Genomic DNA, 24,282 nt, shown 5'->3' on the forward strand with positions numbered 1-24,282 from the left:
GCGACAGGTTCGAACCCGCGATGTCGGCGGGGTTTGAGACAAAGCAGTTCACCCAAAGGGCTTTTGTCCAAGGAGTCACCGGTTCTGCTCCATTGACCGCGCTGGGACACGCTGCTTCCGTCGGGGGATGCGCCTTTCCCGTCGTACGCTCCTGAGCTCACTCGCCGGATCGGCCCTCGCCCTCGGGGCGGGCACCGAGACCGGGTTCGCCACCGAGGCCGGGGCCGTGGCCGCCAAGGGGCCCGCCGCGCGGGCGCTGGCCCGGCTGCTGCCCGGCCACCGCGACCAGGTCGTCTTCCGCACGGTGCCGCGCGCGGCCGGCCGCGACCGCTTCCGCGTCTCGGGCGGAGCCGGCCGGATCCTCGTCGAGGGCAGCACCCCGGCCGTTCAACTCGCCGGATTCCACACGTACTTGAGACAAGTCGCGCACGCCCACATCTCCTGGGCGGGCGAACAGACCCGGCTGCCGGGCCGGCTCCCGGCCGTGCCCGAGCCCATCGAGAGAACGGCCAACGTCACCCACCGCTTCGTCTTCAACGACACCAACGACGGCTACACCGGCACCTACCACGACTGGACGTACTGGGAGCGCGAGCTCGACGTCCTGGCCCTGCACGGCTACAACGAGGTGCTCGTCTACCTCGGCGCGGACTCCGTCTACCACCGCACCTTCCTCCAGCACGGGTACGCGGACGCGGAGTTGAGATCCTGGATCCCGGGCCCTTCCCATCAGCCGTGGTGGCTGCTCCAGAACATGTCGGGCTTCGGCGGCCCGGTCTCCCAGCAACTGATGGACCAGCGAGCCCAGTTGGCGGCGCGCATCGTGGGCCGGCTCCGCGAACTCGGCATGACCCCGGTGCTGCCCGGCTACTTCGGCACGGTCCCGCCCGGCTTCGCCACCCGCAACCCGGGCGCGCACGTCGTGCCGCAGGGCACCTGGGTGGGCTTCAACCGTCCCGACTGGCTGGACCCGCGCTCCGACCACTTCGCCCGCATCGCGGCCACGTTCTACCGCGTACAGACCGAACTGCTCGGCGCGACCTCCATGTACAAGATGGACCTGCTGCACGAGGGCGGCACCCCCGGCGACGTCCCGATCGGCGCGGCGGCCAAGGCCGTCGAGAAGGCGCTGCGCACCGCGCACCCCGGGGCGATCTGGAACCTGCTCGGCTGGCAGGAGAACCCGCACCGCGAAATCATCGAAGCGGTCGACAAGACGAAGCTGTTCATCGTCGACGGGCTCTCCGACCGCTTCCCGTCCGTCACCGACCGCGAACAGTCCTGGGAGGGCGCGCCGTACGCGTTCGGCTCCATCTGGAACTTCGGCGGCCATACGGCGCTGGGCGCCAACACCCCGGACTGGGCTTCCCTGTACGAGAGCTGGCGCACCAAGCCGGACAGTGCCCTGGACGGCATCGCGCTGATGCCGGAGGGCGCGGACAACAACCCGGCCGCCTTCGCCCTCTTCTCCGACCTGCCCTGGACGGACGGCCCGCTCGACCTGGAGACCTGGTTCGAGCAATGGCCGACGTACCGCTACGGCGCCGCCGACGCGCACGCGGCGCAGGCATGGGACGTCCTTCGCCGCACGGCGTACGGCACGACGCGGGAGGACTCGTGGAGCGAGGGGGCGGACGGCCTGTTCGGCGCCCGCCCGAGCCTGACGACGAAGTCGGCGGCATCCTGGTCCCCTCCTCGACTCCGTTATGACGGAGCAGAGTTCGACGCCGCACTGCCGGCGTTGCTGGCGGTGGCACCACCTTTGCGCAGCACGACCGCGTACCGCTACGACCTGATGGACGTAACGCGCCAGACCCTGTCCAACCGCTCCAGGGTCCTGCTCCCGCAGATCCGGGAGGCGTACGAGTCGAAGAACAAGGACCGGTTCGCCGAGCTGACGGGAGACTGGTTCCGCTGCCTGGCCCTGCTCGAGCGGGTGGTGGCGACGGACCGGGGCCATCTGCTGGGCCGCTGGGTCGCGGACGCGCGGTCTTGGGGGGCGACGGCGGCGGAGAAGGATCAGCTGGCGTACGACGCGGTGTCGCTGCTCACGGTGTGGGGGCCGCGGGGGGCGGCGGACGGCGGGGGTCTGCGCGACTATGCGAACCGGGAGTGGTCCGGCCTGGTGGGCGGCCTGTACACGCTGCGCTGGCGCACATACTTCGACACCCTGTCGACGTCCCTCACGACGGGGCGGCCGCCGACGCCGGTCGACTGGTACGCGCTGGAGGACAAGTGGGTGCGGACGCATCCGGGGTACGGGGTGTCTCCGACGGGGGATGTGGTGGGGGTGGCGGGGGAGGTGAAACAGGCCCTGGGCCTGTAGTCCCCCCCGCCCCCAGACCCCCGTTCGCGCCTGAAGGGCGCTCGTCCTCAGACTCCCCCAAGGCCTCAAGGGCCAGGGGGACCCCCAGGACAGGCTGGGTACGCCTGTCCGGCGCAGTGTGCAAGAAACCGGACGAGCTGAAGGTGCCGTGCGGGCCAGGATCGCTGCTGCCAGGGGGCGCGGGGAACTGCGCGAGCACCACGCACGGCCCGCAGCAGCCGACCCCGCCCACCCCCGGAGGGTCTGGGGAAGGGGCGGGGAGGGGCGGGGGAGGGGCTATCGGGGTCTGGGGCGGAGCCCCAGCGCACGCCGCCGGGCCAGGGCGACGGGCTACCCCCGCTTTCGGGAGGCCGCCGCCTGGGACATGCCCGGCAGGAAGTCCGTAAACAGCTCATGCACCTCGTGCACCAGCGGCCGCAGCACCCGGAACCGAGCCAGCGCCACCCCCCGGGTGGTCAGCTTCGCCCCCCGCCCCGCAAGGCGATAGCTCCGCTCCCGCCCGGGAGACCGGTCGAAGACCCAGTACAGGACCAGGCCCATCTGCGACAGCCACATCAACTCCGGCAGCACATCGACGAGTTCGGCCGGCACCTTCGTCTTCGTGCCCGCCAGCACCTCCCGGTGCACGGAGATCGCCGCCTCCCGCGCATGCTCCGACTCCGAGGAGAACGGGCTGAGCGGACTGTCCGGATCCGCCGCGTTCTTGAAGAACTGTGCCGCGAACTCGTGGTACGGCGAGGCGATGTCCAGCCAGACCCTCAGCACCCCGGCGAGCCGGGCCTCGAGGTCGGTCTCGGTGTCCAGGACGTCCCGCACCGCCGCCTGGTGCTCGGCCGCGATCCGGTCGTAGAAACCCTGGATCAGATGTTCCTTGCCGGCGAAGTAGTAGTACGCGTTGCCGACCGAGACCCCGGCCTCCTGCGCGATGGCCCGCATGGTGGTCTTGTCGTACCCCCGCTCCTGGAACAGCCGCATCGCGGTCTCCAGGATGAGCGTGCGGGTCTGCTCGCCCTTGGCGGGGCGGGACCCGGCCGCATCGGGGTCCGTCTCTTCAGGCGCGTTCTCTGCTGGCACGGCAAGAGCCTAATCGGACAGCCCCCGGCCGGGTCCGGAGGGTTCCGGCCTCGCCGCGGACGCCGGGGAGGCGGAGCCCTCAACCCCGCACACGCGGCAGCCCGGTCACCCCCGTCACCGCCGAGTAGAGGGACGTGTTGGCGGTGATGAAGAGCCGATTGTTCTTGGGCCCGCCGAAGGCGATGTTGGAGACCGGCTCGGGGACGAGGAGCCGCCCGATGAGCGTGCCGTCGGGGTCGTAACAGTGCACCCCGCCCGCCATGGCGGCCGCCCAGAGCCGCCCGCCGTCGTCGAACCGCAGATTGTCGAACCGGCTGACCCCGTCGGCCGCCTCGGCGAACACCCTGCCGTCGGACAACACCCCGCCGTCCCCCACCTCGAATGCCCGAACGCATCCACCCCGTGTGTCGGACACGTACAACTGACGCTCGTCGGCCGAGAAGACGAGCCCGTTGGGCGCATCGAACCCGTCCGCGACGAGCCGCACCTCGCCGGTCGAGGGGTCGGCGCGATAGACGTGGCAGCCGCCGATCTCGGGTTCGGCGCGGACACCCTCGTAGTCGCTGGTGATGCCGAAGTCGGGGTCGGAGAACCAGATCGATCCGTCCGAGTGGACGACCGCGTCGTTGGGGCTGTTGAACCGCTTGCCCTCGAAGCGGTCGGCGATCACCGTGATCCGCCCGTCGGGCTCGGTACGGGTGACCCGCCGGTTGCCCTGCTCGCAGGTGACGAGCCGCCCCTCGCAGTCGAGCGTGTTGCCGTTGGGGTGCCCGGCGGGGGAGCGGAAGAGGGAGACGGCCCCGGTGTGTTCGTCCCAGCGCAGCATCCGGTCGTTGGGAATGTCGCTCCAGACGAACTGCCGCCAGGCCGGCAGATAGAGCGGCCCCTCGGCCCAGCGGCAGTTGTCATAGAGCACTTCGAGCCGGTCGTCCCCGACGGCACACCGCCCGGTACGGAACCGCTCGTCCAGGATCTCGTACAGCGGAGTACGGAACTGATCGGACACAATCTCCCCCTGGCGCATCGATACTGAATGACATTCGATCAATCACGACTATGCCAGAACAGGATATGGTCTCGCCATGGGAAACGTGGACGAGATGGACCGCCGGCTGCTCGCCCTGCTCCAGCAGGACGCGACCACGGCGTACGCGGCACTGGGCAAGGAGATCGGCCTCTCGGCCGGCGCCGCACACGAACGTGTACGCAAACTCCGTGAGCGCGGCGTGATCCGGCGCACGACGATCGAGGTGGACCCCGCGGCGCTCGATCAGGGCGTACTGGCCTTCGTCATGGTCGACTCGACGTCATGGATGGGCGACTCGGCGGCGGCCTTCGCCGCCATCCCCGAAATCCAGGAGGCCCACGTGATCGCGGGCAGCGCCTCGGTCCTGGTGAAGGTCCGCACCTCGTCGACCGAACAACTCCAGGACGTCCTGCGCCGGTTGTACGCGATCGACGGCGTGAGCGGCACGCAGGCGACGGTGTCCTTGGAAACCTTTTTCGAACGCCCGGTCTCGCCAGTGCCGCCGACGTCGTAGCGCTCCGTTCCGAAGGTTACGCAACGGGGGACTTCTTCACCCGGGCGGGTGAACTGCGCGGCATCGCCCCGGACGCCTGCCCGGCTGGGCGAGCCGCAGGTCAGGCCGGGTGTTCGAGGGGGTGAACCGCCGTGTTCGGGGCGGGAGTTGGGACTTGCGTCGCTCACTTAGCGTGGCTGTACAGTCGCCGACACCGCGAACAGCGGACGACGGACATGGAAAGCCCCCGCGGCGCGCGAACACCCGGGGGCCGACACAAGGACCTACCTCCTCATGCGCTTTTACCGTACAACGCCCGCCCGCGCTCTCTCCACCTTCAGCAGCGTGCTCATGCGTGACCGCACCGCATCCTGGTGCGCCGCAGCCGTGCTGATGCATCCCCTCGGCCACCTCTTCTGCCTGGCACAGGGTGTTTCCCTGCGGAGTGCGAGGACTTAGACGGCCTGTGCGGCCAACTCCTCATCCCCGTATGGGAATTCACCCCAGAGGGTGACGGCCGCAGCGGGGTGGAACGTCCGGCCCGGACCTCTCCGGGGCGGTTCCCTCAAGGAAAGGCATGTCGTGACTCTTCAACTCGAGAGGCCCACCGAGGTATACCGGAGGTATACTGTGGTCATGGCCGACACCACGATCAAGGTTGACCCTGCCGTCCGCGACCGCCTCATGGTGCTTGCCCGTGAACGTGGGATGACCATGCGCGACCTGCTCGGAGAGCTGGCCGGGGCGACTCCCACCAAGGAGGAGCTGGAAGCCCGCTACGAGGCCACCAAGGCGTACTGCGAGAAGCACTTCGGTGTGAAGCTCACGCAGGCGGACCACGACCGGGCCGAGAAGGTCTGGCAGGACCTGGAGGCCGGGCGCGAGGTGGACAGCCTGTGAGCGCCAGCATGGCTGTCGTCTACGACGAGTCGGCCCTCCTCGCCCTCGGCGCGGGCAACCGTCTGGCCTCGCAGTTCGTGTCGAACACGGACCACGCTGCGACCCGGCATGTCTACATCCCCGCACTCTGCCTCGCGGCGGCGGACGCGCAACGTGAAGGGGTCGCCGAACATCTGGGCGCCCTGGAGGCCGTGGACATCGTGGCGCTGGACTTCGCGGGTGCGTCCACCGTGGGGGCATTGGTCCGCAGCGGGCTTGACTGGCGCCTCGCGCACGCCGTCCATCTGGCCCGGCCGTCAGCGGAGTGGCCGGACGGATGCCCGGTGCTGACCGCGGATCCGGACCTGTACGAGGGCACCCCGCTCGTCCGTACGATCCGGCTGACCACCGGAAAGTAGCAACGCAAAAGGCCCCGCCCCCGGAACGAGTTCCAGGTGCGGGGCCCTCGGCGCAGTCGTGCGTACGGCCGTACAGAAGGCTAGAACCGGCGCGTGATCAGCGCGCGCTTCACTTCCTGGATGGCCTTCGTGACCTCGATGCCTCGGGGGCACGCGTCCGTGCAGTTGAACGTGGTGCGGCAACGCCACACGCCGTCCTTGTCGTTGAGGATCTCCAGGCGCTGCTCGCCCGCCTCGTCACGGCTGTCGAAGATGAAGCGGTGCGCGTTCACGATCGCGGCCGGGCCGAAGTACTGGCCGTCGTTCCAGAAGACCGGGCAGGAGGAGGTGCAGGCCGCGCAGAGGATGCACTTCGTCGTGTCGTCGAAGCGCTCGCGGTCCTCCGGCGACTGCAGACGCTCGCGCGTCGGCTCGTTGCCCTTCGTGATGAGGAAGGGCATCACGTCGCGGTACGCCTGGAAGAACGGCTCCATGTCCACGACCAGGTCCTTCTGGACCGTGAGGCCCTTGATGGCCTCGATGGTGATGGGCTTGGACGGGTTGATGTCCTTGATCAGCGTCTTGCAGGCGAGGCGGTTCTTGCCGTTGATGCGCATGGCGTCGGAACCGCAGATGCCGTGGGCGCAGGAGCGACGGAAGGTCAGCGAACCGTCCATGTCCCACTTGATCTTGTGGAGACCGTCGAGCACGCGCTCCTTCGGGTCGATCTCCAGCTGGAAGTCCTCCCACGTCGCTTCCTCGGAGATCTCCGGGTTGAAGCGGCGGATGCGGAAGGTGACGGTGATCAGGTGCGAACCGTTGTCCGCCTCCAGCGCCGCGAGCTTGTCCATCGTCGGGGTTGCCATCAGTACTTACGCTCCATCGGCTGGTAGCGGGTCTGGACGACGGGCTTGTAGTCGAGGCGGATCGAGTCCTTGCCGCCGTCCGCGACCTCGCGGTACGCCATGGTGTGGCGCATGAAGTTGACGTCGTCGCGGTTCGGGTAGTCCTCGCGGTAGTGACCGCCGCGGGACTCCTTGCGCGCCAGGGCGGAGACGGCCATGACCTCGGCCAGGTCGAGCAGGTTGCCCAGCTCGATGGCCTCCAGGAGGTCGGTGTTGAACCGCTTGCCCTTGTCCTGGACGGACACGTTCTTGTAGCGCTCGCGCAGCTCGGCGATCTTCTCGACCGCCGTCTTGATCGTCTGCTCGGTGCGGAAGACCATGACGTTGGCGTCCATGGTCTCCTGCAGCTCCTTGCGGATGACCGCCACACGCTCGGTGCCGGTCGCCGACAGCAGGTTCTCGACCTGCGCCTGGACCTGCGCCGCCGGGTTCTCCGGAAGCTCGACGAAGTCCGCGGTGTGCGCGTACTCCGCGGCCGCGATGCCCGCGCGCTTGCCGAACACGTTGATGTCGAGCAGCGAGTTGGTGCCCAGGCGGTTGGCGCCGTGCACCGACACGCAGGCGACCTCGCCGGCCGCGTACAGGCCCGGGACGACGGTGGTGTTGTCGCTCAGGACCTCACCCTCGACGTTCGTCGGGATGCCGCCCATGGCGTAGTGCGCGGTGGGCTGGATCGGGATCGGGTCCGTGTACGGCTCGATGCCCAGGTACGTACGCGCGAACTCCGTGATGTCCGGGAGCTTGGCGTCGAGCTGCTCCGGCGGAAGGTGCGTCAGGTCCAGGTAGACGTGGTCGCCCTCGGGGCCGCAGCCACGGCCTTCGCGGATCTCGGTGTAGATGGAGCGGGACACGACGTCACGGGACGCGAGGTCCTTCATGACCGGCGCGTACTTCTCCATGAAGCGCTCGCCGTCCTTGTTGCGGAGGATGCCGCCCTCACCGCGGGCGCCCTCCGTAAGCAGGATGCCCATGCGCCAGATGCCCGTCGGGTGGAACTGGAAGAACTCCATGTCCTCCAGGGGCAGCCCGCGGCGGTAGCACGCGGCCTGGCCGTCACCGGTCAGGGTGTGCGCGTTCGACGTCACCTTGAAGAACTTGCCGGTGCCGCCCGAGGCGTAGATGACCGACTTCGACTGGAAGACGTGGATCTCGCCGGTCGCCAGCTCGTAGGCGACGACACCGGCGGACTTCCTGACGCCGTCCTCCTCGACCAGGAGCTGATCGAGGACGTAGAACTCGTTGAAGAACTCCACACCCTCCTTGATGCAGTTCTGGTAGAGGGTCTGGAGGATCATGTGGCCGGTGCGGTCGCCCGAGTAGCAGGCACGGCGGACGGGGGCCTCGCCGTGGTTGCGGGAGTGACCGCCGAACCGGCGCTGGTCGATCTCGCCCTTGGGCGTACGGCCGAAGGGCAGGCCCATCTTCTCCAGGTCGAGGACCGCGTCGATGGCCTCCTTCGCCAGGATCTCGGCGGCGTCCTGGTCGACCAGGTAGTCGCCGCCCTTGATCGTGTCGAAGGTGTGCCACTCCCAGTTGTCCTCCTCCACGTTGGCGAGCGCGGCGGCCATGCCGCCCTGCGCCGCACCGGTGTGGGAGCGGGTGGGGTAGAGCTTCGTCAGCACGGCGGTGCGGCTGCGCTTCGTCGACTCGATGGCCGCGCGCATGCCGGCGCCGCCGGCGCCGACGATGACGGTGTCGTACTTGTGGATCTTCATCAGAGAATTCCTCAGTCCCTCAGCCCGTGGCCTAGCGGATGTTCGGGTCGAAGGTGAAGATCACCAGCGTGCCCAGCAGGACGGTGAACACCGTGGCGGTGTAGAGCAGCATCTTCAGCCAGAAGCGGGTGTTGTCCCGCTGCGCGTAGTCGTTGATGACGGTGCGCAGGCCGTTGGCGCCGTGCAGCATGGCCAGCCACAGCATGGTCAGGTCCCAGACCTGCCAGAACGGGGACGCCCAGCGGCCCGCCACGAAGGCGAAGCCGATCTTGGAGACGCCGCCGTCCAGGACGAGCTGGATCAGCAGGTGGCCGAGGACCAGGACGACCAGGACGATGCCGGACAGCCGCATGAACAGCCAGCCGTACAGCTCGAAGTTCGTACGGGTCGACTTCGGGGTCTTCTTGGTGCGCTTGCGCGGGGCCTCGATGAGCGGGGCCGGGTGATCGGTGTCGTACAGGCTCACGCCCTCGACTTCCCCGATCGCGGCAGCGGAAGAGGTTTCGGCAGACATCTCAGTCCTCAGCTCCCGAACAGTTCACGAGCGGCATGGCCGAGCACCGGGTAGAGCGCGCCCGCCATCAGCACGAGCCAGATGACCACGACGGACCAGAGCATCTGCTTCTGGAGACGCGGGCCCTTGGACCAGAAGTCCACGGCGATGATGCGCAGGCCGTTGAGCGCGTGGAACAGGATGGCGGCCACGAGGCCGTACTCCAGGCACGCGACGATGGGCGTCTTGTAAGTCGCCACGACTTTGTCGTACGCCTCGGGGGAGACACGCACGAGAGCGGTGTCGAGGACGTGTACGAACAGGAAGAAGAAAATGAGGACGCCGGTGACTCGATGAGCCACCCAGGACCACATTCCTTCCCGGCCGCGGTACAGCGTTCCAGCCGGCACGGAAGAACCCTCCGGGAGCGGTGTTTAGGGCCGGCCGGCTTCTCTGTCGGTCTGACCCGGCCGGGTACGGTCCACCGGCCCCGGTCATCGTAGCGACGTGATGTCGGTTCCCTTGCGCCGGGTCCATAGGTGTGATCAAACAGGCAATCAAACAGGCTCGTACGGCCTAGAGAACGCGGTGTGCGGGGCCGGGGGTGTCGGATTCGGGCTGGTTGGCCACGAGATGTTCGGGGTGGTCGGCCACAAGGTGGGCGAGTCGGGCGCGGGCGAGCCGGCGCAGTTCGTCGGCGGCGATCGAGCGCTCCTCGTCCCACTCGTTGTTCATGCGCAGCCGGATCCCGCTCAGCACCTGGTTGAGGTGCTCGGTCGGGCTGAACGCGTCGAGGCAGATCACGAAGGCGTGCCGGAAACGGCTCTCGTATGCGGCGTGCGCCGCCGCGAGCGCCGTGTGCGCGGCCTGCGGGGCGCTCTCGTGCAGGCCCGGCGAGCACTCGGCGGCCAGCGCCTCGTCGAGGTCGGCGGCGCTCAGGTCGTAGCTGGCCTCGTCGGCCGCGGCGAGCAGGGCGTCGAGGTCGGGGTAGGGGCGGTGGGCGGCGATCCGGGCGGCCCAGCGGCGGCTCGCACAGCAGACGAGCAGGGCCGCTTCGGCCGAGCCCTGCGGAGCGCGGTTGAACCCGTCGAGGCCGCCCGGCCGAGGTGGGGCCGCCGGAACGGATGTGCCCCGCACCTGATTCGGTATGGCCGCCCGCCCCTGGGCACGAGGAGTGTGATGGAGTGTCGGCGGTCGCTTCCGGGGGCCGGCGTGGGAATCGCTGGACAGCGTGGGCTCCTCGAAACACTGCGCGGGACGGGTAGTACGGAACAGGACGGGCTGCGGAGCACGGAGACTGGAGTGGCAAGGGAGGTGGGAGTGCCGCCACGCTATCCACGTGGAGCAGAGGCCGTGCGACGGTTGCGCGAATTTCACCCGGACGGGCAAGCCGCCGCGTGCACGGTGGACGATCACCCGGGCACTTCGGCGTACCTTCACCCCAGTTGTCGGTGCGGTATCCGGGGTGCCCGGATTCGCCCTTACTGTTGTTGGACGGGAGGTTTCTGAGTGATGTCGCGTTTCAGGATGTCACGGGCCCGGATGCCGGGACCCGGCGACCCGGAGCGGTCGTCCTCGCCGTCGTCCGAGGCGCGCGCCTCCCGGCCGCGTGCCCCGCGCTCCCGTCCGGCCTGGCTGCACCGGCCGCGCGGCCGACGGGCGCTGATGCTGAAGGTGGCCCTCGCGGGCATCGCGGTGCTCGCGCTGATCATCGCGGTCTGGCCGGACGACGACACCCACGGCGGGCACGGCGGCCCGATCGACAACAAGCGCGCCTCCTCGGTGCTGCCTTCGCCGTCGCCGATCTACCCGATCTCCTCGCTGCCCCGCACCATCCCGTCGGTACGCGAACACCGGCCCGCGCGCGGCCCCGGCTTCCGGCCGGTCGACTCGTCGCGGGTGATCGTGGCCGTAGGCAGCGAGAGCCTCACCGACGAGGGCAAGCTGCTCGCCCAGGAGCTCGGCGTCGACTACGCGACGGGCGGGCAGCCGCGCGAGGGCGACATCGAGCTGGCGCTGACCCCGCCGCCCAAGGGCCAGAAGGCCGCGCCCGAGTCGTACACGCTGACCACCCGGGACCGCCGGGTGCAGATCACCGGGCCCGACGACGCCGGGGTGTTCTACGGCACCCGCACCCTCAAGCAGGCGCTCAAGGGCGGCGGGGTGATGCCCGAGGGCGTCGTCGAGGACCGGCCGGACAAGCCGCAGCGCGGGCTCAACCTCGACATCGCGCGCAAGCAGTACGNGCGGGCTCAACCTCGACATCGCGCGCAAGCAGTACGGCGCGGCCTGGATCGAGGACCAGCTGCGGCAGATGGCCGACCTGAAGCTCAATCAGCTCGGCCTGCACTTCTCCGACGACCAGGGCTTCCGCATCGAGTCCTCCAGTCACCCCGAGGTCGTCTCGCGCGACCACCTCAGCAAGCGCGAGGTCCAGCGGATCGTGGCGCTGGCCACCAAGCTGCACATCACGGTGGTGCCCGAGATCGACTCGCCGGGCCACCTCGGCGCGGTGCTCGCCGCCCACCCCGGCCTCCAGCTGCGCGACAAGGACGGCAAGCCGGTCAGGGGCGCCATCGACATCGCCAACCCCGAGTCGGGGCGCATCGTGGACGATCTGCTGCGCGAGTACGCCGACCTGTTCCCCGGGGCGTACTGGCACCTGGGCGGCGACGAGTACCAGGCGCTCGCGGTGAAGGCACCGGACACTCCCGAAACCGCCTTTCCGTCTCTCGCGGCGACGGCCCGCGCCAAGTACGGACCGAAGGCGGACGTCGAGGACCTGGCGACGGGCTGGCTCAACGACCGTGCGGCGGCGCTCCGTTCGGCCGGCACCGGCCGCACCTTCAAGGCGTGGAACGACGGGTTCTTCCCCGGCGGCAAGGTGGCCGCCGACCAGGGCCGCGAGGTCGAGTACTGGACCGGCAAGGAGCCCGGGGAGCGCGCGCCGGAGGAGTTCCTCGCCGAGGGGCGCCCGCTGGTCAACCTCAACGACGAGTACCTGTACTACGTCCTGGGCGAGCCGGGGAGCTACAAGTACCCGACGGGCAAGCGGATCTACGAGGAGTGGACGCCGTCGGTGGTGCGCGGAACCAAGCCCGTGGATGCCAAGTACGCCGGGCAGATCCTGGGCGGGCGCTTCGCCGTCTGGTCGGACAACCCGGGCGCGCAGACCGAGGAGCAGGTGGCGCGCGGCATCCGGCTGCCGCTGCGGGCGACGGCCCAGAAGCTGTGGGACGCGCGGACGCCGGCGATGGACTGGGAGGAATTCAAGGCCCTGGCCGACCGGCTCGGCTGAGAGGCCGGACCGGACGCGGGGTGCGGAGGACGACCGGGGCCGCCACCCCCCACAGGAGAGGCCCCGGCCGTCTTCCGGCGGGGTCGTTGTGGCGACCCCGTACTTGCTTCAGCGCCGAGCGTGCGTTTTCTGTCACACCCCGCTGTGTCAGCGGGTTGTTGCAGGTTGTACAAGTCATGGACTTATGGGGCGTCGAGGCCGTAGCGTGCTGATTCGCGTTTGGGGACGCGACAGTGGTGACCAGCGGTGACATCAGGACGAGCCAGTCAAGACAGGGTGCAGGGATTGCTGGGGGACGACGCGGAGCTGACCGCCGCGGTGCTCAGGGCACAGGACGGGGACGAGGAAGCCTTCCGTGCTGTCTATCGTGCTGTGCACCCGCGCCTGCTCGGCTATATCCGCACGCTGGTCGGCGAACCCGACACCGAGGACGTGGCCTCCGAGGCCTGGCTCCAGATCGCCCGTGACCTCGAACGCTTCACGGGCGACGCCGACCGGTTCCGCGGCTGGGCCGCCCGCATCGCCCGCAACCGGGCGCTCGACCACATCCGCATGCGCGGCCGCCGGCCCGCCGTCGGCGGCGACGAGAGCGAGCTGGCCTCGCACGCCGCCGCGTCGGACACCGCGGACGAGGCGATGGAGGCGCTCGGTACCGGACGTACGATGGCGCTCATCGCCCAGCTCCCGCAGGACCAGGCCGAGGCCGTGGTGCTGCGCGTCGTGGTCGGTCTGGACGCGAAGAGCGCGGCGCAGACCCTGGGCAAACGGCCCGGCGCGGTGCGGACCGCCGCGCACCGGGGCCTGAAGCGGCTTGCTGAACTGCTCGGCGCGGACGGCCCCCCGGGGGACGTGGCCCAGGATGTGGAGGAGCTGGGTGCCGTGCCGTCGCCGCGTGCGCCGGAACGCGGTGTGACGCAATCGCGCGCCCGGACGCAGAAGGACATGTGATGGCTGACGAGCGGCACGAGTGGCTTGACGGGGATGCCGCCGAGCGACTGCTGCGCGGCGAAGGGGTCGAGCCCGGTGACGAGCGGGCCCGCGCCGAGGCGGAACGGCTTTCGGCCCTGCTGCGTTCCCTCGCCCACAACGAGCCGGCCACCAGCGAACTCCCCGGCGAGGCGGCCGCCCTGGCCGCCTTCCGCAAGGCTCGCCCCGAAAGCGCCCCCGACGCGGAAGCCCTCGGTGTCGTACGGGTCGGACGCGTCGCCGAGGTGCATCCGGCGCCCCGGCGCAGACGCTTCGCCCCGGTGCGGCTCGGCCTCGCCGCCGCGCTGGCCTGCTGTGCGCTCGGCGGGGTCGCCGTCGCCGCGGGCACCGGCGTGCTGCCCGGGCCCTTCGCGTTCGACGAGCAGGACCCCACGCCCGCCTCGACCGTCTCCGCCGACGTGACCCCGGGCCCCATCGCCACCTCGCCCTCGCACGCGCTGCCCCCGGGCTCCCCGACGCCCGACCGGCACGGGCCGTCCACCGGGCCGGGCACGCCCGGCGACGCCTCGCACCCGGCGAGCCCCGACGGCTCGGCCGCGGGCGGCACCGGTGACACCGACAAGAACGGCAGCCCGCAGCCCGGCGGCACGGGCGGCGACAACGATGGCAGCAGCGAGTGGCTCGCCAGAACGGCCGACGACTGCCGCGACTACCGCTCGGGCAAGCTCGACCAGGCCAAGCGCCGCAGCCTGGAGTCCGCGGCGCACGGCCCGGCCGCGGTGAAGGCGTTCTGCGATCTGCTGCTCGACGGCAAGGGCGGCAAGTCCGGCGGTGCGGGTGACGGGACCCCGGGCGACAAGGGCAAAGGCAAGGGCAAGGGCGACGGCTCCGGCAAGAACGGCGGCGGAGGCGGCGGCAAACCGAGCCTCGTGGCCACCCCGCCCAGCCACCTCCTGGACTGGCTCAAGCCGGGTGCGCTCACCCCGGCCGTACCGAACTGAAACCCGCTCGCGCGGGGCTGGAAACCCGTACCGAAGCGCAGGTCAGAACCGGCAGTAACGTTTTTTGAGACGGCGGCGCAGTACTGAGTGAGCCGACTGGTCATCGGCGGCGCAGATGAGCCGGGGTTCCCCCCGTACCCACGGCTCCGCGCGAATGGCGCGGGCGGGACACGTTCCCCCGGTCCCGCCCGCGCCCTCCCTTCCTGGACCCGGCCCCCACCAGGGGCCCGGCGGCTACCAGTAGACGACGACCTTGTCCCCGATGTGCACCGCGTCGAAGAGCGCCGCGATCTTGCCCTTGTCCCGGACGTTGACGCAGCCGTGCGAGGCGCCGTTGTAGCCGCGCGCCGCGAAGTCGGACGAGTAGTGCACCGCCTGGCCGCCGCTGAAGAACATCGCGTACGGCATGGCCGTGTGGTAGATCGTCGAGACGTGGTTGCGGCTCTTCTCGAAGACCTTGAAGACGCCCTCGCGGGTCGGCGTGTACTGCGAGCCGAAGCGCACGTCCATCGTCGACTGCACCTTGCCGTTGACCACCCAGGACAGCGTGCGGCTGGTCTTGCTGATGCACATCACGCGGCCCGTCATGCAGCGCGGATCGAGCTTGGCGGTCGGCTTGTTGACGGTCTGGCCGGCCAGCTCCTCGGCCGTCGGCTTCGTCGTCATCGCGAGGAGCCTGTCCCAGGTCACGCTGTCCGTCGTGCCCGTCTCGGCGAGCCCGCGCCTGCCCTGGAAGCCCGTGACGGCCGCCGTGGTCGCGGCCCCGTAGGTGCCCGTGGGGGTGTCGTCGAACCAGCCGATCTGGGCGAGCCTGGCCTGGAGCTCCTTGACCTGGTCGCCCTTGGCGCCGTTCGACATCAGGACCTTGGGCGCGGGCTTGGCCGCGGTGGTGGCCGATCCGGTGGGGGCGGGCGAGCCGGCCGGCTTGTCGTCGGTGGAGGCGGAGGGGGATGACGAGGCCGGTGCCGACGACGATGACGCGGGTGACGGCGAGCCGGGCTTCGCGGGAGCGCCCGCGTCGGCCGCCTTGGAACTCTGCGGACTGCACCCGACGGCCACCGCGATGACGGCGGCCGCGGCGAGGGTTCTGGCTATGAGAGTGCTCTGGTGGTTCCGGCGCATTGGTCGCCCCCCTGATTCTCTGGTGTCCCCAGAGACAGATTCCCGCGCCGAACGGTTGCAAAAGCAGCTGGTCGTATCACGAAACCTGTGAGCAAGCTCCCAGCGTGCGCCTCTCCACCCGCCGCACGCCCACCGCTACAGTCCGTCGCGAGGGCGGGTACCAGTGAGTAGTAAAGCTCTAGCGGGAGGCACAGCACATGGCGCGCGAGTCGGAATCCGGGCTGCCCATCGAGCCGGTCTACGGACCGGACACCCTCGCCGGATGGGATCCCGCCGAGAAGCTGGGCGAGCCCGGCGCGTACCCGTTCACCCGCGGTGTGTACCCGTCGATGTACACCGGGCGGCCGTGGACGATGCGGCAGTACGCCGGCTTCGGCACCGCCGTCGAGTCCAACGCCCGCTACAAGCAGCTCATCGCCAACGGCACCATGGGCCTCTCGGTCGCCTTCGACCTGCCGACGCAGATGGGTCACGACTCCGACGCCGCGATCGCCTCCGGTGAGGTCGGCAAGGTGGGCGTCGCCATCGACTCCGTCGACGACATGCGCATCCTGTTCGGCGGCATCCCGCTCGACAAGGTGTCGACGTCGATGACGATCAACGCCCCGGCCGCGCTGCTGCTCCTGATGTACCAACTGGTCGGCGAGGAGCAGGGAGTCGCCGCCGACAAGCTCACCGGCACGATCCAGAACGATGTGCTCAAGGAGTACATCGCGCGCGGCACCTACATCTTCCCGCCCAAGCCCTCGCTGCGCCTGATCGCGGACATCTTCAAGTACTGCAGGGCCGAGATCCCCAAGTGGAACACCATCTCGATCTCCGGCTACCACATGGCCGAGGCCGGCGCCTCGCCCGCGCAGGAGATCGCGTTCACGCTGGCCGACGGCATCGAGTACGTACGCACCGCGGTCGCCGCGGGGATGGACGTCGACGACTTCGCGCCGCGCCTCTCCTTCTTCTTCGTGTCCCGGACGACGATCCTCGAAGAGGTCGCCAAGTTCCGTGCGGCCAGGCGTATTTGGGCCCGGGTGATGCGGGACGAGTTCGGCGCGAAGAACCCCAAGTCGCTCATGCTGCGCTTCCACACGCAGACCGCGGGCGTGCAGCTCACCGCGCAGCAGCCCGAGGTCAACCTGGTGCGTGTCGCCGTCCAGGGCCTCGCCGCCGTGCTCGGCGGCACCCAGTCGCTGCACACCAACTCCTTCGACGAGGCGATCGCCCTGCCGACGGACAAGAGCGCCCGGCTCGCCCTGCGCACCCAGCAGGTCCTCGCGTACGAGACCGACGTGACCGCCACCGTCGACCCCTTCGCCGGGTCGTACGTCGTCGAGAAGATGACCGACGAGGTGGAGGCGGCGGCCGTCGAACTCATGGAGCGGGTCGAGGAGTTGGGCGGCGCGGTCAACGCGATCGAGCACGGCTTCCAGAAGGGCGAGATCGAGCGCTCCGCCTACCGCATCGCCCAGGAGACCGACTCCGGCGAGCGCGTCGTGGTCGGCGTCAACCGCTTCCAGATCGAGACCGAGGACCCGTACGAGCCGCTGCGCGTCGACCCGGCGATCGAGGCCCAGCAGGCGGCCCGCCTCGCGGCCCTGCGCGCCGAGCGCGACCAGGCCGCGGTGGACGCGGCGCTGGCCGGGCTGAAGAAGGCGGCCGCGGGCGAGGACAACGTCCTGTACCCGATGAAGGACGCACTGAAGGCCCGCGCCACCGTGGGCGAGGTCTGCAACGCGCTGCGCGAGGTGTGGGGGACGTATGTGCCCACGGACGCGTTCTGAGCCGCTCCTCGCGGGGTGAATCCCTCGAAAGGGTGACCGGGGGCGGAACCCGTACGCCCCCGGTTACGCTCGTGAAGAGTGAGCCCTGAAAAGGAGGATGCCGTGGCTGTACTGCAACACGAGCTGACGTTGGGCGAAGCCGCCGACCTGCTCTCCAGCGCACTGCCGCCCGGGCACCGCGTGGAGATTCTCCAGGGGAGGCTCACTGTGACACCGCCGCCGGACGGCGCGCACGCACTGTCGTTGACTTGGCTGGTCGTGGCTTTCGACAGGGCAGGCGCACGGCAGGCCGGGCTCAGGTACGTCCAGGGCATCGGGTTGTGGCTGCCCGCGCTGCCCGACGACTACGCGATCCCCGACTTCTCCGTCGTCGAGGCGGACTTCCGTGACGCCCTCGTCCAGAAGAACTGCTACGCCCCCAACGTCTTCCGTCTGGTGCTGGAAGTGACGTCGTCGAACTGGGCCGACGACCTCGGGCCCAAGGTGGAGTGCTATGCCCAGGCCGGGGTCCCGGTCTACGTCGTGGTGGATCGCAGGCACGACGAGGTGCTGCTGTTCACCGACCCGCATGAGGGCACGTACAAGGCGCGCGCCTCGTACAAGCGCGGCACGCACCTGGTGGTTCCGGAATCGGTGGGCGTGACTCCGAAGCTGTCCGTGGACTGGCTTCTCGACGGCGAACTCGACGAGGCTTGACAGCCCCCGGCAGGGACGGACGCGGTCCCTCGAATAGGTGACCGGAGGCGAACGCGGGATGCCTCCGGTTACTCTCGGTGGAGAGTGGTTTCCCGAATGGAGGATGCCGTGGCCGTAATACTGAACGAGATGACGATCGGCGAAGCCGCCGACCGCCTCTCGGAAGCGCTGCCCGGACATCGCGTGGAGGTCCTCAAGGGGAGCATCGTTGTGACACCACCGCCCGACGGTCCGCATCAAGAGGCTCTGGACGAGATCGCCTACCTGTTCCGGCAGGCAGGGGGCCGGGACGCGGGTCTGAAGTCACTCCAAGGTATTGGCGTGTGGCTCGGTACCGGCCCCGACGACTACGCCGAGCCGGACTGGGCCATCGTCGACGCCGACTACAAGGACGCCCTGGTCACGAAGAACTGCTACGCCCCGAACGTCTTCCGCCTCGTCCTGGAAGTGACGTCCTCCAACTGGGGCAACGACCTGGTCACCAAGGCCGAGACGTACGCCGAGGCCGGCATCCCGGTGTACGTCGTCGCCGACCGCAAGCACGGCGAGGTGCTCGTCCTCACGGATCCGGTGGGCGACTCCTACCGCACCCGCTCCCGCTACGAGCGGGGTCAGAACGTGGTCGTGCCGCAGTCCGTGGGCGTGAGCCTGAAGCTGCCCGTGGATGTCCTGCTCGACGGGGACGGCGACTGAGCGGCCCGGTCAGAGGGTTGCCGGGCGGGCCGTGAGGGCCTTGCGCAGCATCGGGGTCGCCCAGCGTTCCACGTAGCGGTTGAGGAGCCAGGCGAGGGCCAGCATCGCCGCGATCGTCAGGGCGAAGGTGGCCGGGGCCGGGATGTGCAGCTTGCGGTGCAGTATGCCCACCACCACCCAGCCCAGGTGTTCGTGGACCAGGTAGAACGGGTACGTCAGGGCGCCCGCCACGGTGAGCCAGCTCCAGTTCGCCCAGCGGAACCAGCCGAGGGCGATCGCGCCGACCAGCAGGAAGCCCAGCGTGATGATGGCGATGATCACCGAGGCGTGCCGGTTGGAGAAGGCCGCCGGGTTCGGCTTGTGCCACAGGCCCGCGACCGCGTAGTGCTGGCCGATGGCCCAGCTCACCGCGACGATGCCCCAGGCGGTGACGTCCCGCCGGTTGCGGTGCAGCAGGTACAGGCCCATGCCGCCGATGAAGAAGGGCGCGCACTCGGGCATGAACACGGCGCTCAGGAACGGCTGTTCGGCTGTCGCGGTGAGCGCGGCCGCCAGCGTCCAGCCCGCGCAGAACAGCACGACGCGGCGGCGGGTCGCGCCGGGCAGGACGACACACACGGCGAACAGCGCGTAGAAGCGCAGCTCGGCCCAGAGCGTCCAGCACACCCCGAGCACGCGGTGCACGCCGACCGGCATCTGAAGCATCGTCAGGTTCACTACGAACTCGCTGGGCGTGACCGTCTTGTAGACGACCCAGGGCAGCGCGAACACCGCGGTGACGATGATCAGGGCCGCCCAGTACGCCGGGTAGAGCCGGGCCACGCGCGAGGCGAAGAACGAGCGCAGCGGGCGGCCCCAGCCGCTCATGCAGATCACGAAGCCGCTGATGATGAAGAAGATCTGCACCCCGAGGCAGCCGTACGAGAACCACTCGTGGGTGGCGGGGAACAGCTTCTTGGGGGAGGCGCCCCAGCCCTTGCTGATGTCGCCGGAGCGGCCGCCGTAGTGGTACAGCGCGACCATGAGGGCCGCGACCAGGCGCAGCCCGTCGAGCGCGCGGAGCCGGGAGACCGGGGCCGCCACCGGGGCGCGCTCCGCCGTCCGCTGCGGCTGACCGCCGCCGGCGCTTCGTACCCGCGGCAGGGTGTTGGTCACGGCTTTCCTCTTCCCGGCGTTCCGCTGCGGCCCGGCGGGCCTTGGCGTCGACAGAGTAGGGCCGCCGCGGCCCGGAAAAGGGGCCGCGGCGGCGGAGTTCCGCTGCCCGACGCGGCACGTTCATCTGGTGCCGGGACGGGTTTGCCTGGGCGTCGATTTGGCGGTCGGAGGGGAACGGGAGGGGCGTGCGCAACAGGGAGGGCGGCTCAGTGGTGCCAGGCCTTGCCGTCCACGTTGTGGATCATGCGCTGGAGGACCTTGAGGGTGCGTACGTACTCCTCGTCCGTGATCCCGGCGTGGATCAGCTCGCGCATCTCGCCCTGGCGGGCGGCGGTACGCTCCCGCAACTCCCGTCCCGCGTCGGTGAGTTCGATGTGCTCGTCGGCGTCCTGGGTGAGCAGTCCGCGGGTGACGAGCTCGTCGATGCCGTCCGCGACGGCCCTGGAGCCCACCTCCAGGTAGCCCTGGAGCATGGTCACCACCTCGGCGCGCGGGCGGGCCGTGGCCGTCTGGTTGAGGATCCACCACTGGGGCTGGGTGAGGCCCTGCTCGGCGAGCATGCCGCGGACGCGGGTCACCACGGCGTTGCTCGCGGCCCAGCCCCAGTAGCCGATGGGCTGGGAGGCGAGCCCGGCGTCGTCGTGGGTGGGGGTGAATGCGCCGGTCTCGGGGGTGGTCAGCGTGTCGTTGTCCATGGTTCAGGACCGTAGAAGCTCAACCGGACTTGAGGTCAAGGGCGTTCGGCCGCGCCGATCGAGGTGAGGTAGTCGTCGAGACCGGTGGCGTCCTCGCCCGCCCAGCCGACGTAGCCGTCGGGGCGGATCAGGAAGAGCCCGCGTCCGTACGCCTTGTACGGGCCCAGTTCGTGCACCCGTACCAGGTCTCCGGCGAGGGCGGGGGCGGGGGTGTCGAAGGCGAGCAGGGTGAAGTGCGGGCCGCGGAGCAGGTCGAAGATCCTGCCGTCGGGCAGCCTGCCGTCCGGGGCGCGGTCGCCGGCTTCCAGGGCGCCCGCGCGGCCGGTGGCGAGCGGGCCGCCGCGGTAGCCGAGGCCGAGCTGGCGGACCTCGGAACTGCGCTGGCTGTTCTCGCCGATGATGGCCGCACGGTGCAGCCGCGTGCTCATGCCGAGCACGTCGGCGGCGATGGGGCGGCGCTCCTGTTCGTACGTGTCGAGCAGGGTGTCCGGGGCGCCGTGACGGAGCACCTGGGCGAGCTTCCAGCCCAGGTTGTACGCGTCCTGGACGCTGGTGTTGAGGCCCTGGCCGCCGGCCGGGGAGTGGATGTGGGCCGCGTCGCCCGCGAGGAAGATCCGGCCCTCCCGGTAGCGGTCGGCAAGGGCCGCGCGGGGACGGAAGTCGGAGGCCCAGTGCACCTCGGCGATCTGTTCCTCGGTGACCGCGGTGCGGGCGGCGACGAGCTTGCGGACGCCCGCGTCGCTGGTGTCCGGGACGGCGTTCTCGTCGGAGTACTGGGCGATCAGCTGGAAGAGGTTGGGCTCGCCGGGCAGCGGGCAGAGCACGGCGCCGCCGTCCGGACTGAGCGTCCACACATGCCAGTTGAGGTCGTCGACGACGGCGTCGTCGGTGACGGTCAGGTCCGCGACGAGCATCGGCTTGGGGTCGACGCTCTCGCCCTCCATGGCGATGCCGAGCGCGCGCCGGATGCCGGAGCGGCCGCCGTCGCCGGCCACGAGATAGCGGGCGCGGACGGTGCGGCCGTCGGCGAGGGACGCGGTGACGCCGTCGGCGTCCTGGGTGGCCGCGGTCACCTCGGTCCCGAAGGCGACATCGCCGCCGAGGCTCTTGAGGTGCGCGTACAGCAGCTCCTGGAAGCGGGCCTGGCCCAGCAGCAGGGCGTTGGCGTAGGGCTCCTGCTCGGTGGGTTGGGCGCGCTCGATCATGTCCCACTCGCGGCCGCGCTCGGTGCCGTCCGGGCCGACCCAGTCGCGCATGCGCGGGTAGTCGCGGCCGGCCCGCAGCGCGGTCTCGGCCAGGCCGAGGTCGTCGAGCAGCTCCAGGGTGCGGGGCTGGATGCCCTTGCCGCGCGAGCCCGGGAAGAGCCGGTCCGCCTTCTCGACGAGCAGGGCGGGGACGCCGCGGCGGGCGAGGTCGATGGCGAGGGTGAGGCCGGTGGGGCCCGCACCCACGATGAGGACGTCGGTGGTGGCGGCTGCGCCGGCTGCCGGGAGGGGGGTGGCCGGGGTCTCGGAGGCGGTGGCCGAGGTCTCGGGAGTGGCGGTCGGGGCGGTTTCCTTAACGCTGTTAAGTTCCATGTTCGGAAGCATGGGCTTAACGGTGTTAAGTTGTCAAGGTGGCTACGACGAAGATCGACCGGGCGCAGGTCGCCGACACCGCGCTGCGGCTCCTGAACGAGCTGGGCCTGGACGGGCTCACCCTGCGTGCCATCGCGAAGGAGCTCGATGTCAAGGCCCCCGCGCTGTACTGGCACTTCAAGAACAAGCAGGACCTGGTCGACGAGATGGCGACGGTCATGTACCGGCGCATGACCGCCGACGGCGTGCCCGGCGCGGACTCCGACAGCTGGCAGGAAGGGCTCCGCGCCTTCAACCGTGCCCTGCGCGCGATGCTGCTCTCGTACCGCGACGGGGCGAAGGTGTACGGGGGTGCGCGCTTCACCGGCACCGACCATGCGGAGGCCATGGAGGTGTACCTCGGCGTGATGGTGGACGCGGGCTTCGCATTCCGCGACGCGGTACGGGCCGCGATGACGACGTACCACTACACGATGGGCTTCGTCGAGGAGGAGCAGGGCTCGGACCCGCGGCCGGGCGAGCGGGGGCCGGGCGTCGATGTGGCGGAGCGGGCGGAACTGCTCGCGGCGTATCCGCTCGCCGCGGCGGCGGGGGTGGAGATGTTCGAGGGGTTCGACGAGCGGTTCGAGGAGGGGCTCGGGGTGGTGGTGGCGGGGATCGAGGCGGTGTACGCCTCCCGGGGGTGAGTCGCCCCCCCCGGCCCGCCCGCTGCCCGGGCTCACCGGCTCCCGGCCCCCTTCCAGGGGCTCCGTCCTGCGTCCCAGTGGGGCGTGGATCAGGACGCCGCTCGGCCTCCTCATTTTCCGCGGAGGTGTCGCTGAAATCGCTCGCGTACCGAGCCCTGGAATTGAACATGTCATCAATGCCAGGGTGAAATAAAGGGGGGCGCTTTTCTGGGGGCGTGCGGGGTTTAACTCGCCACCTCTTCACGCTCCCGCGCGCCCGAGCCCTACTCGTATTCCGTCGAGACATCGGTGATAAAACTGTCGTTGTCCAGCTCGTCGGATGGTTCTACTAAGCAGAAAGGTGGAGTCATGATTGCAGGTTTCAAGCGAGTGATCGCTCTCGGCGCTGCTACTGCCGCGCTCACCGCAGGAGTGGCTTTCTCCTCGGTCGGCGTCGCGGAAGCCGCGCCGTCGCACACGGTCGTGACAGCGGCGCACGGTGGCAAGGAGAGGTGCCACGTGGTCAAGGGGTACTGGACGAAGACCTGGCACAAGGCCACGCGTGACCGGCACGGCAAGGTCCACCCCGGGTACTGGACGAAGACCTGGCACAAGGCGCGCAAGGTCTGCGACCGTCACTGATCTCGCCGACCCGGGCAAAGGGTTTGTGAGGCCTTCTTAAAGAGGTCGCCAAAAGGGGTGCGGGGCTTCCCTCCGAAACTTCGGGGGAGGCCCCGCACCCCTTTTCTGTGGCGTAATTCTGTGAATTTGCTGTGCGTTGACATTGAGGGTGTGGGGGTATTCAAATGTTTGTGGTGGGTGCGGCCGGGGGTGTGTTGCGCGGAGCGCTTCGTGTGATTTCGCGGAGTCGCCAATCGGGGTGGTGTGACGATTCTCCTTGGGGATGCCTCGGGAATCCGTACGGAACGTCCAGTAAAAGCCGGCCATGGCGCCGTCGCACGAGATGCCCGCCCCGGGGCCAGTGATCTTCGCGTCCCGCCCGGCCCCGGTCGCCGGCGCCGGGCCCGTGCCCGCCGTTTCGCTGGAGGTCGAGCCCCGCCGCCCCCTACGCCCCCGCCGAGGGTGGCCGGTCGAGCAGTTCCCCCGCGCTCCGAGCAGGGCTCACCTCGACAGGATGCTCCTGCGGACATCCCGCCCCGGGGATGGGTGGTGGTTTGGCTGCGGGCCGTGGGTGGTTCAGGGGTGGTCCTGGTCGGCGCCGGGATCTTCAGCCTGTCATGGGGGTCCCCCTGGCCCTTGAGGCCTTGGGGGAGGTTGAGGACGAGCGCCCTTCAGGCGCGAACGGGGGTCCGGGGCGGAGCCCCGAAAAGGGGTGCAGGGGACGAAGTCCCCGCGGGGGTCCGG

General features: G+C 69.9%; 23 protein-coding genes and 1 pseudogene. 12 read left to right on the top strand and 12 right to left on the bottom strand.

What is annotated here, in order from left to right; genetic code table 11:
* Window positions 1–127 precede the first annotated feature (127 nt).
* Window positions 128–2,326: an alpha-N-acetylglucosaminidase gene (locus ABD346_RS16070; protein WP_344375408.1), complete on the top strand. Its 2,199-nt coding sequence runs from the start codon at window positions 128–130 to the stop codon at window positions 2,324–2,326.
* Between the two features lie 330 nt (window positions 2,327–2,656).
* On the opposite strand, the gene ABD346_RS16075 is transcribed toward ABD346_RS16070, so the two are convergent.
* Together ABD346_RS16075 and ABD346_RS16080 are read right to left on the bottom strand one after the other, a co-directional pair.
* Window positions 2,657–3,301: a TetR/AcrR family transcriptional regulator gene (locus tag ABD346_RS16075; protein ID WP_189963133.1), complete on the bottom strand. Its 645-nt coding sequence runs from the start codon at window positions 3,299–3,301 to the stop codon at window positions 2,657–2,659.
* A gap of 178 nt (window positions 3,302–3,479) precedes the next feature.
* Window positions 3,480–4,406, bottom strand: a complete 927-nt coding sequence (locus ABD346_RS16080; RefSeq protein WP_344375410.1) for an SMP-30/gluconolactonase/LRE family protein — start codon at window positions 4,404–4,406, stop codon at window positions 3,480–3,482.
* A gap of 85 nt (window positions 4,407–4,491) precedes the next feature.
* Between ABD346_RS16080 and ABD346_RS16085 the strand changes: the two genes are divergently transcribed.
* The 3 genes from ABD346_RS16085 to ABD346_RS16095 all read left to right on the top strand — a co-directional run bounded on the left by ABD346_RS16085 (window position 4,492) and on the right by ABD346_RS16095 (window position 6,218).
* Window positions 4,492–4,941, top strand: a complete 450-nt coding sequence (locus tag ABD346_RS16085) for an Lrp/AsnC family transcriptional regulator (protein ID WP_344375442.1) — start codon at window positions 4,492–4,494, stop codon at window positions 4,939–4,941.
* A 615-nt stretch (window positions 4,942–5,556) separates the two neighbouring features.
* Window positions 5,557–5,820: a hypothetical protein gene (locus tag ABD346_RS16090; RefSeq protein ID WP_344375411.1), complete on the top strand. Its 264-nt coding sequence runs from the start codon at window positions 5,557–5,559 to the stop codon at window positions 5,818–5,820.
* Window positions 5,817–6,218: a PIN domain-containing protein gene (locus ABD346_RS16095; protein WP_344375412.1), complete on the top strand. Its 402-nt coding sequence runs from the start codon at window positions 5,817–5,819 to the stop codon at window positions 6,216–6,218. Before ABD346_RS16090 ends, ABD346_RS16095 begins: the two co-directional genes overlap by 4 nt.
* Before the next feature lie 80 nt (window positions 6,219–6,298).
* On the opposite strand, the gene ABD346_RS16100 is transcribed toward ABD346_RS16095, so the two are convergent.
* From ABD346_RS16100 to ABD346_RS16125, 6 genes are all read right to left on the bottom strand, one after another.
* Window positions 6,299–7,063 (bottom strand): succinate dehydrogenase iron-sulfur subunit, encoded by a 765-nt coding sequence (locus tag ABD346_RS16100; RefSeq protein ID WP_344375413.1) that lies wholly within the window; start codon window positions 7,061–7,063, stop codon window positions 6,299–6,301.
* On the bottom strand, window positions 7,063–8,817 hold the full coding sequence (gene sdhA, locus ABD346_RS16105; RefSeq protein WP_344375414.1) for a succinate dehydrogenase flavoprotein subunit: 1,755 nt from the start codon (window positions 8,815–8,817) through the stop codon (window positions 7,063–7,065). Before sdhA ends, ABD346_RS16100 begins: the two co-directional genes overlap by 1 nt.
* Before the next feature lie 31 nt (window positions 8,818–8,848).
* Complete coding sequence (locus tag ABD346_RS16110) at window positions 8,849–9,331, bottom strand: succinate dehydrogenase hydrophobic membrane anchor subunit (protein WP_344375416.1); 483 nt, start codon at window positions 9,329–9,331, stop codon at window positions 8,849–8,851.
* A gap of 8 nt (window positions 9,332–9,339) precedes the next feature.
* A complete protein-coding gene (gene sdhC, locus ABD346_RS16115) occupies window positions 9,340–9,720 on the bottom strand; it encodes a succinate dehydrogenase, cytochrome b556 subunit (protein WP_344375417.1) in 381 nt (126 codons plus the stop codon).
* 166 nt (window positions 9,721–9,886) lie between these two features.
* Window positions 9,887–10,447 (bottom strand): 2-oxo-4-hydroxy-4-carboxy-5-ureidoimidazoline decarboxylase, encoded by a 561-nt coding sequence (locus ABD346_RS16120; protein WP_344375418.1) that lies wholly within the window; start codon window positions 10,445–10,447, stop codon window positions 9,887–9,889.
* Window positions 10,448–10,791: 344 nt separating this feature from the next.
* A complete protein-coding gene (locus tag ABD346_RS16125) occupies window positions 10,792–11,079 on the bottom strand; it encodes a hypothetical protein (RefSeq protein WP_344375445.1) in 288 nt (95 codons plus the stop codon).
* On the opposite strand from ABD346_RS16125, the pseudogene ABD346_RS16130 reads away from it, so the two are divergent.
* The 3 genes and pseudogenes from ABD346_RS16130 to ABD346_RS16140 all read left to right on the top strand — a co-directional run bounded on the left by ABD346_RS16130 (window position 10,976) and on the right by ABD346_RS16140 (window position 14,536).
* Window positions 10,976–12,608, top strand: a pseudogene (locus tag ABD346_RS16130) (beta-N-acetylhexosaminidase). The gene ABD346_RS16125 and the pseudogene ABD346_RS16130 overlap by 104 nt on opposite strands.
* Window positions 12,609–12,893: 285 nt before the next feature.
* Entirely contained in the window at window positions 12,894–13,556 is a 663-nt protein-coding gene (locus tag ABD346_RS16135) for an RNA polymerase sigma factor (protein WP_344375443.1), read from the top strand.
* Entirely contained in the window at window positions 13,556–14,536 is a 981-nt protein-coding gene (locus ABD346_RS16140; protein ID WP_344375419.1) for a hypothetical protein, read from the top strand. Before ABD346_RS16135 ends, ABD346_RS16140 begins: the two co-directional genes overlap by 1 nt.
* Window positions 14,537–14,770: 234 nt before the next feature.
* On the opposite strand, the gene ABD346_RS16145 is transcribed toward ABD346_RS16140, so the two are convergent.
* On the bottom strand, window positions 14,771–15,658 hold the full coding sequence (locus tag ABD346_RS16145; protein WP_344375421.1) for a L,D-transpeptidase family protein: 888 nt from the start codon (window positions 15,656–15,658) through the stop codon (window positions 14,771–14,773).
* A 197-nt stretch (window positions 15,659–15,855) separates the two neighbouring features.
* Between ABD346_RS16145 and ABD346_RS16150 the strand changes: the two genes are divergently transcribed.
* From ABD346_RS16150 to ABD346_RS16160, 3 genes are all read left to right on the top strand, one after another.
* A complete protein-coding gene (locus ABD346_RS16150; RefSeq protein ID WP_344375422.1) occupies window positions 15,856–17,436 on the top strand; it encodes an acyl-CoA mutase large subunit family protein in 1,581 nt (526 codons plus the stop codon).
* A gap of 102 nt (window positions 17,437–17,538) precedes the next feature.
* Window positions 17,539–18,132, top strand: a complete 594-nt coding sequence (locus tag ABD346_RS16155; protein WP_344375423.1) for a Uma2 family endonuclease — start codon at window positions 17,539–17,541, stop codon at window positions 18,130–18,132.
* A gap of 108 nt (window positions 18,133–18,240) precedes the next feature.
* Complete coding sequence (locus ABD346_RS16160) at window positions 18,241–18,825, top strand: Uma2 family endonuclease (protein ID WP_344375424.1); 585 nt, start codon at window positions 18,241–18,243, stop codon at window positions 18,823–18,825.
* A gap of 9 nt (window positions 18,826–18,834) precedes the next feature.
* Here the strand turns inward: ABD346_RS16160 and ABD346_RS16165 are convergent, their stop codons facing one another.
* The 3 genes from ABD346_RS16165 to ABD346_RS16175 all read right to left on the bottom strand — a co-directional run bounded on the left by ABD346_RS16165 (window position 18,835) and on the right by ABD346_RS16175 (window position 22,252).
* The gene (locus ABD346_RS16165; protein ID WP_381225716.1) at window positions 18,835–19,980 is read right to left on the bottom strand and encodes an acyltransferase family protein; all 1,146 of its coding nucleotides are present in this window, start codon (window positions 19,978–19,980) and stop codon (window positions 18,835–18,837) included.
* A 206-nt stretch (window positions 19,981–20,186) separates the two neighbouring features.
* Window positions 20,187–20,675 (bottom strand): MarR family winged helix-turn-helix transcriptional regulator, encoded by a 489-nt coding sequence (locus tag ABD346_RS16170; RefSeq protein ID WP_344375425.1) that lies wholly within the window; start codon window positions 20,673–20,675, stop codon window positions 20,187–20,189.
* 35 nt (window positions 20,676–20,710) lie between these two features.
* Window positions 20,711–22,252 carry an FAD-dependent monooxygenase gene (locus tag ABD346_RS16175; RefSeq protein ID WP_344375426.1) on the bottom strand — a complete coding sequence of 514 codons (1,542 nt, stop codon included), beginning with the start codon at window positions 22,250–22,252 and terminating at the stop codon, window positions 20,711–20,713.
* 38 nt (window positions 22,253–22,290) lie between these two features.
* Between ABD346_RS16175 and ABD346_RS16180 the strand changes: the two genes are divergently transcribed.
* Together ABD346_RS16180 and ABD346_RS16185 are read left to right on the top strand one after the other, a co-directional pair.
* Complete coding sequence (locus ABD346_RS16180; RefSeq protein ID WP_344375427.1) at window positions 22,291–22,938, top strand: TetR/AcrR family transcriptional regulator C-terminal domain-containing protein; 648 nt, start codon at window positions 22,291–22,293, stop codon at window positions 22,936–22,938.
* A gap of 348 nt (window positions 22,939–23,286) precedes the next feature.
* Window positions 23,287–23,559: a hypothetical protein gene (locus ABD346_RS16185; RefSeq protein ID WP_344375428.1), complete on the top strand. Its 273-nt coding sequence runs from the start codon at window positions 23,287–23,289 to the stop codon at window positions 23,557–23,559.
* Window positions 23,560–24,282: the final 723 nt, after the last annotated feature.

The sequence above is a fragment of the Streptomyces mauvecolor genome (assembly GCF_039532965.1).
Taxonomy (GTDB): Bacteria; Actinomycetota; Actinomycetes; order Streptomycetales; family Streptomycetaceae; genus Streptomyces; species Streptomyces violascens.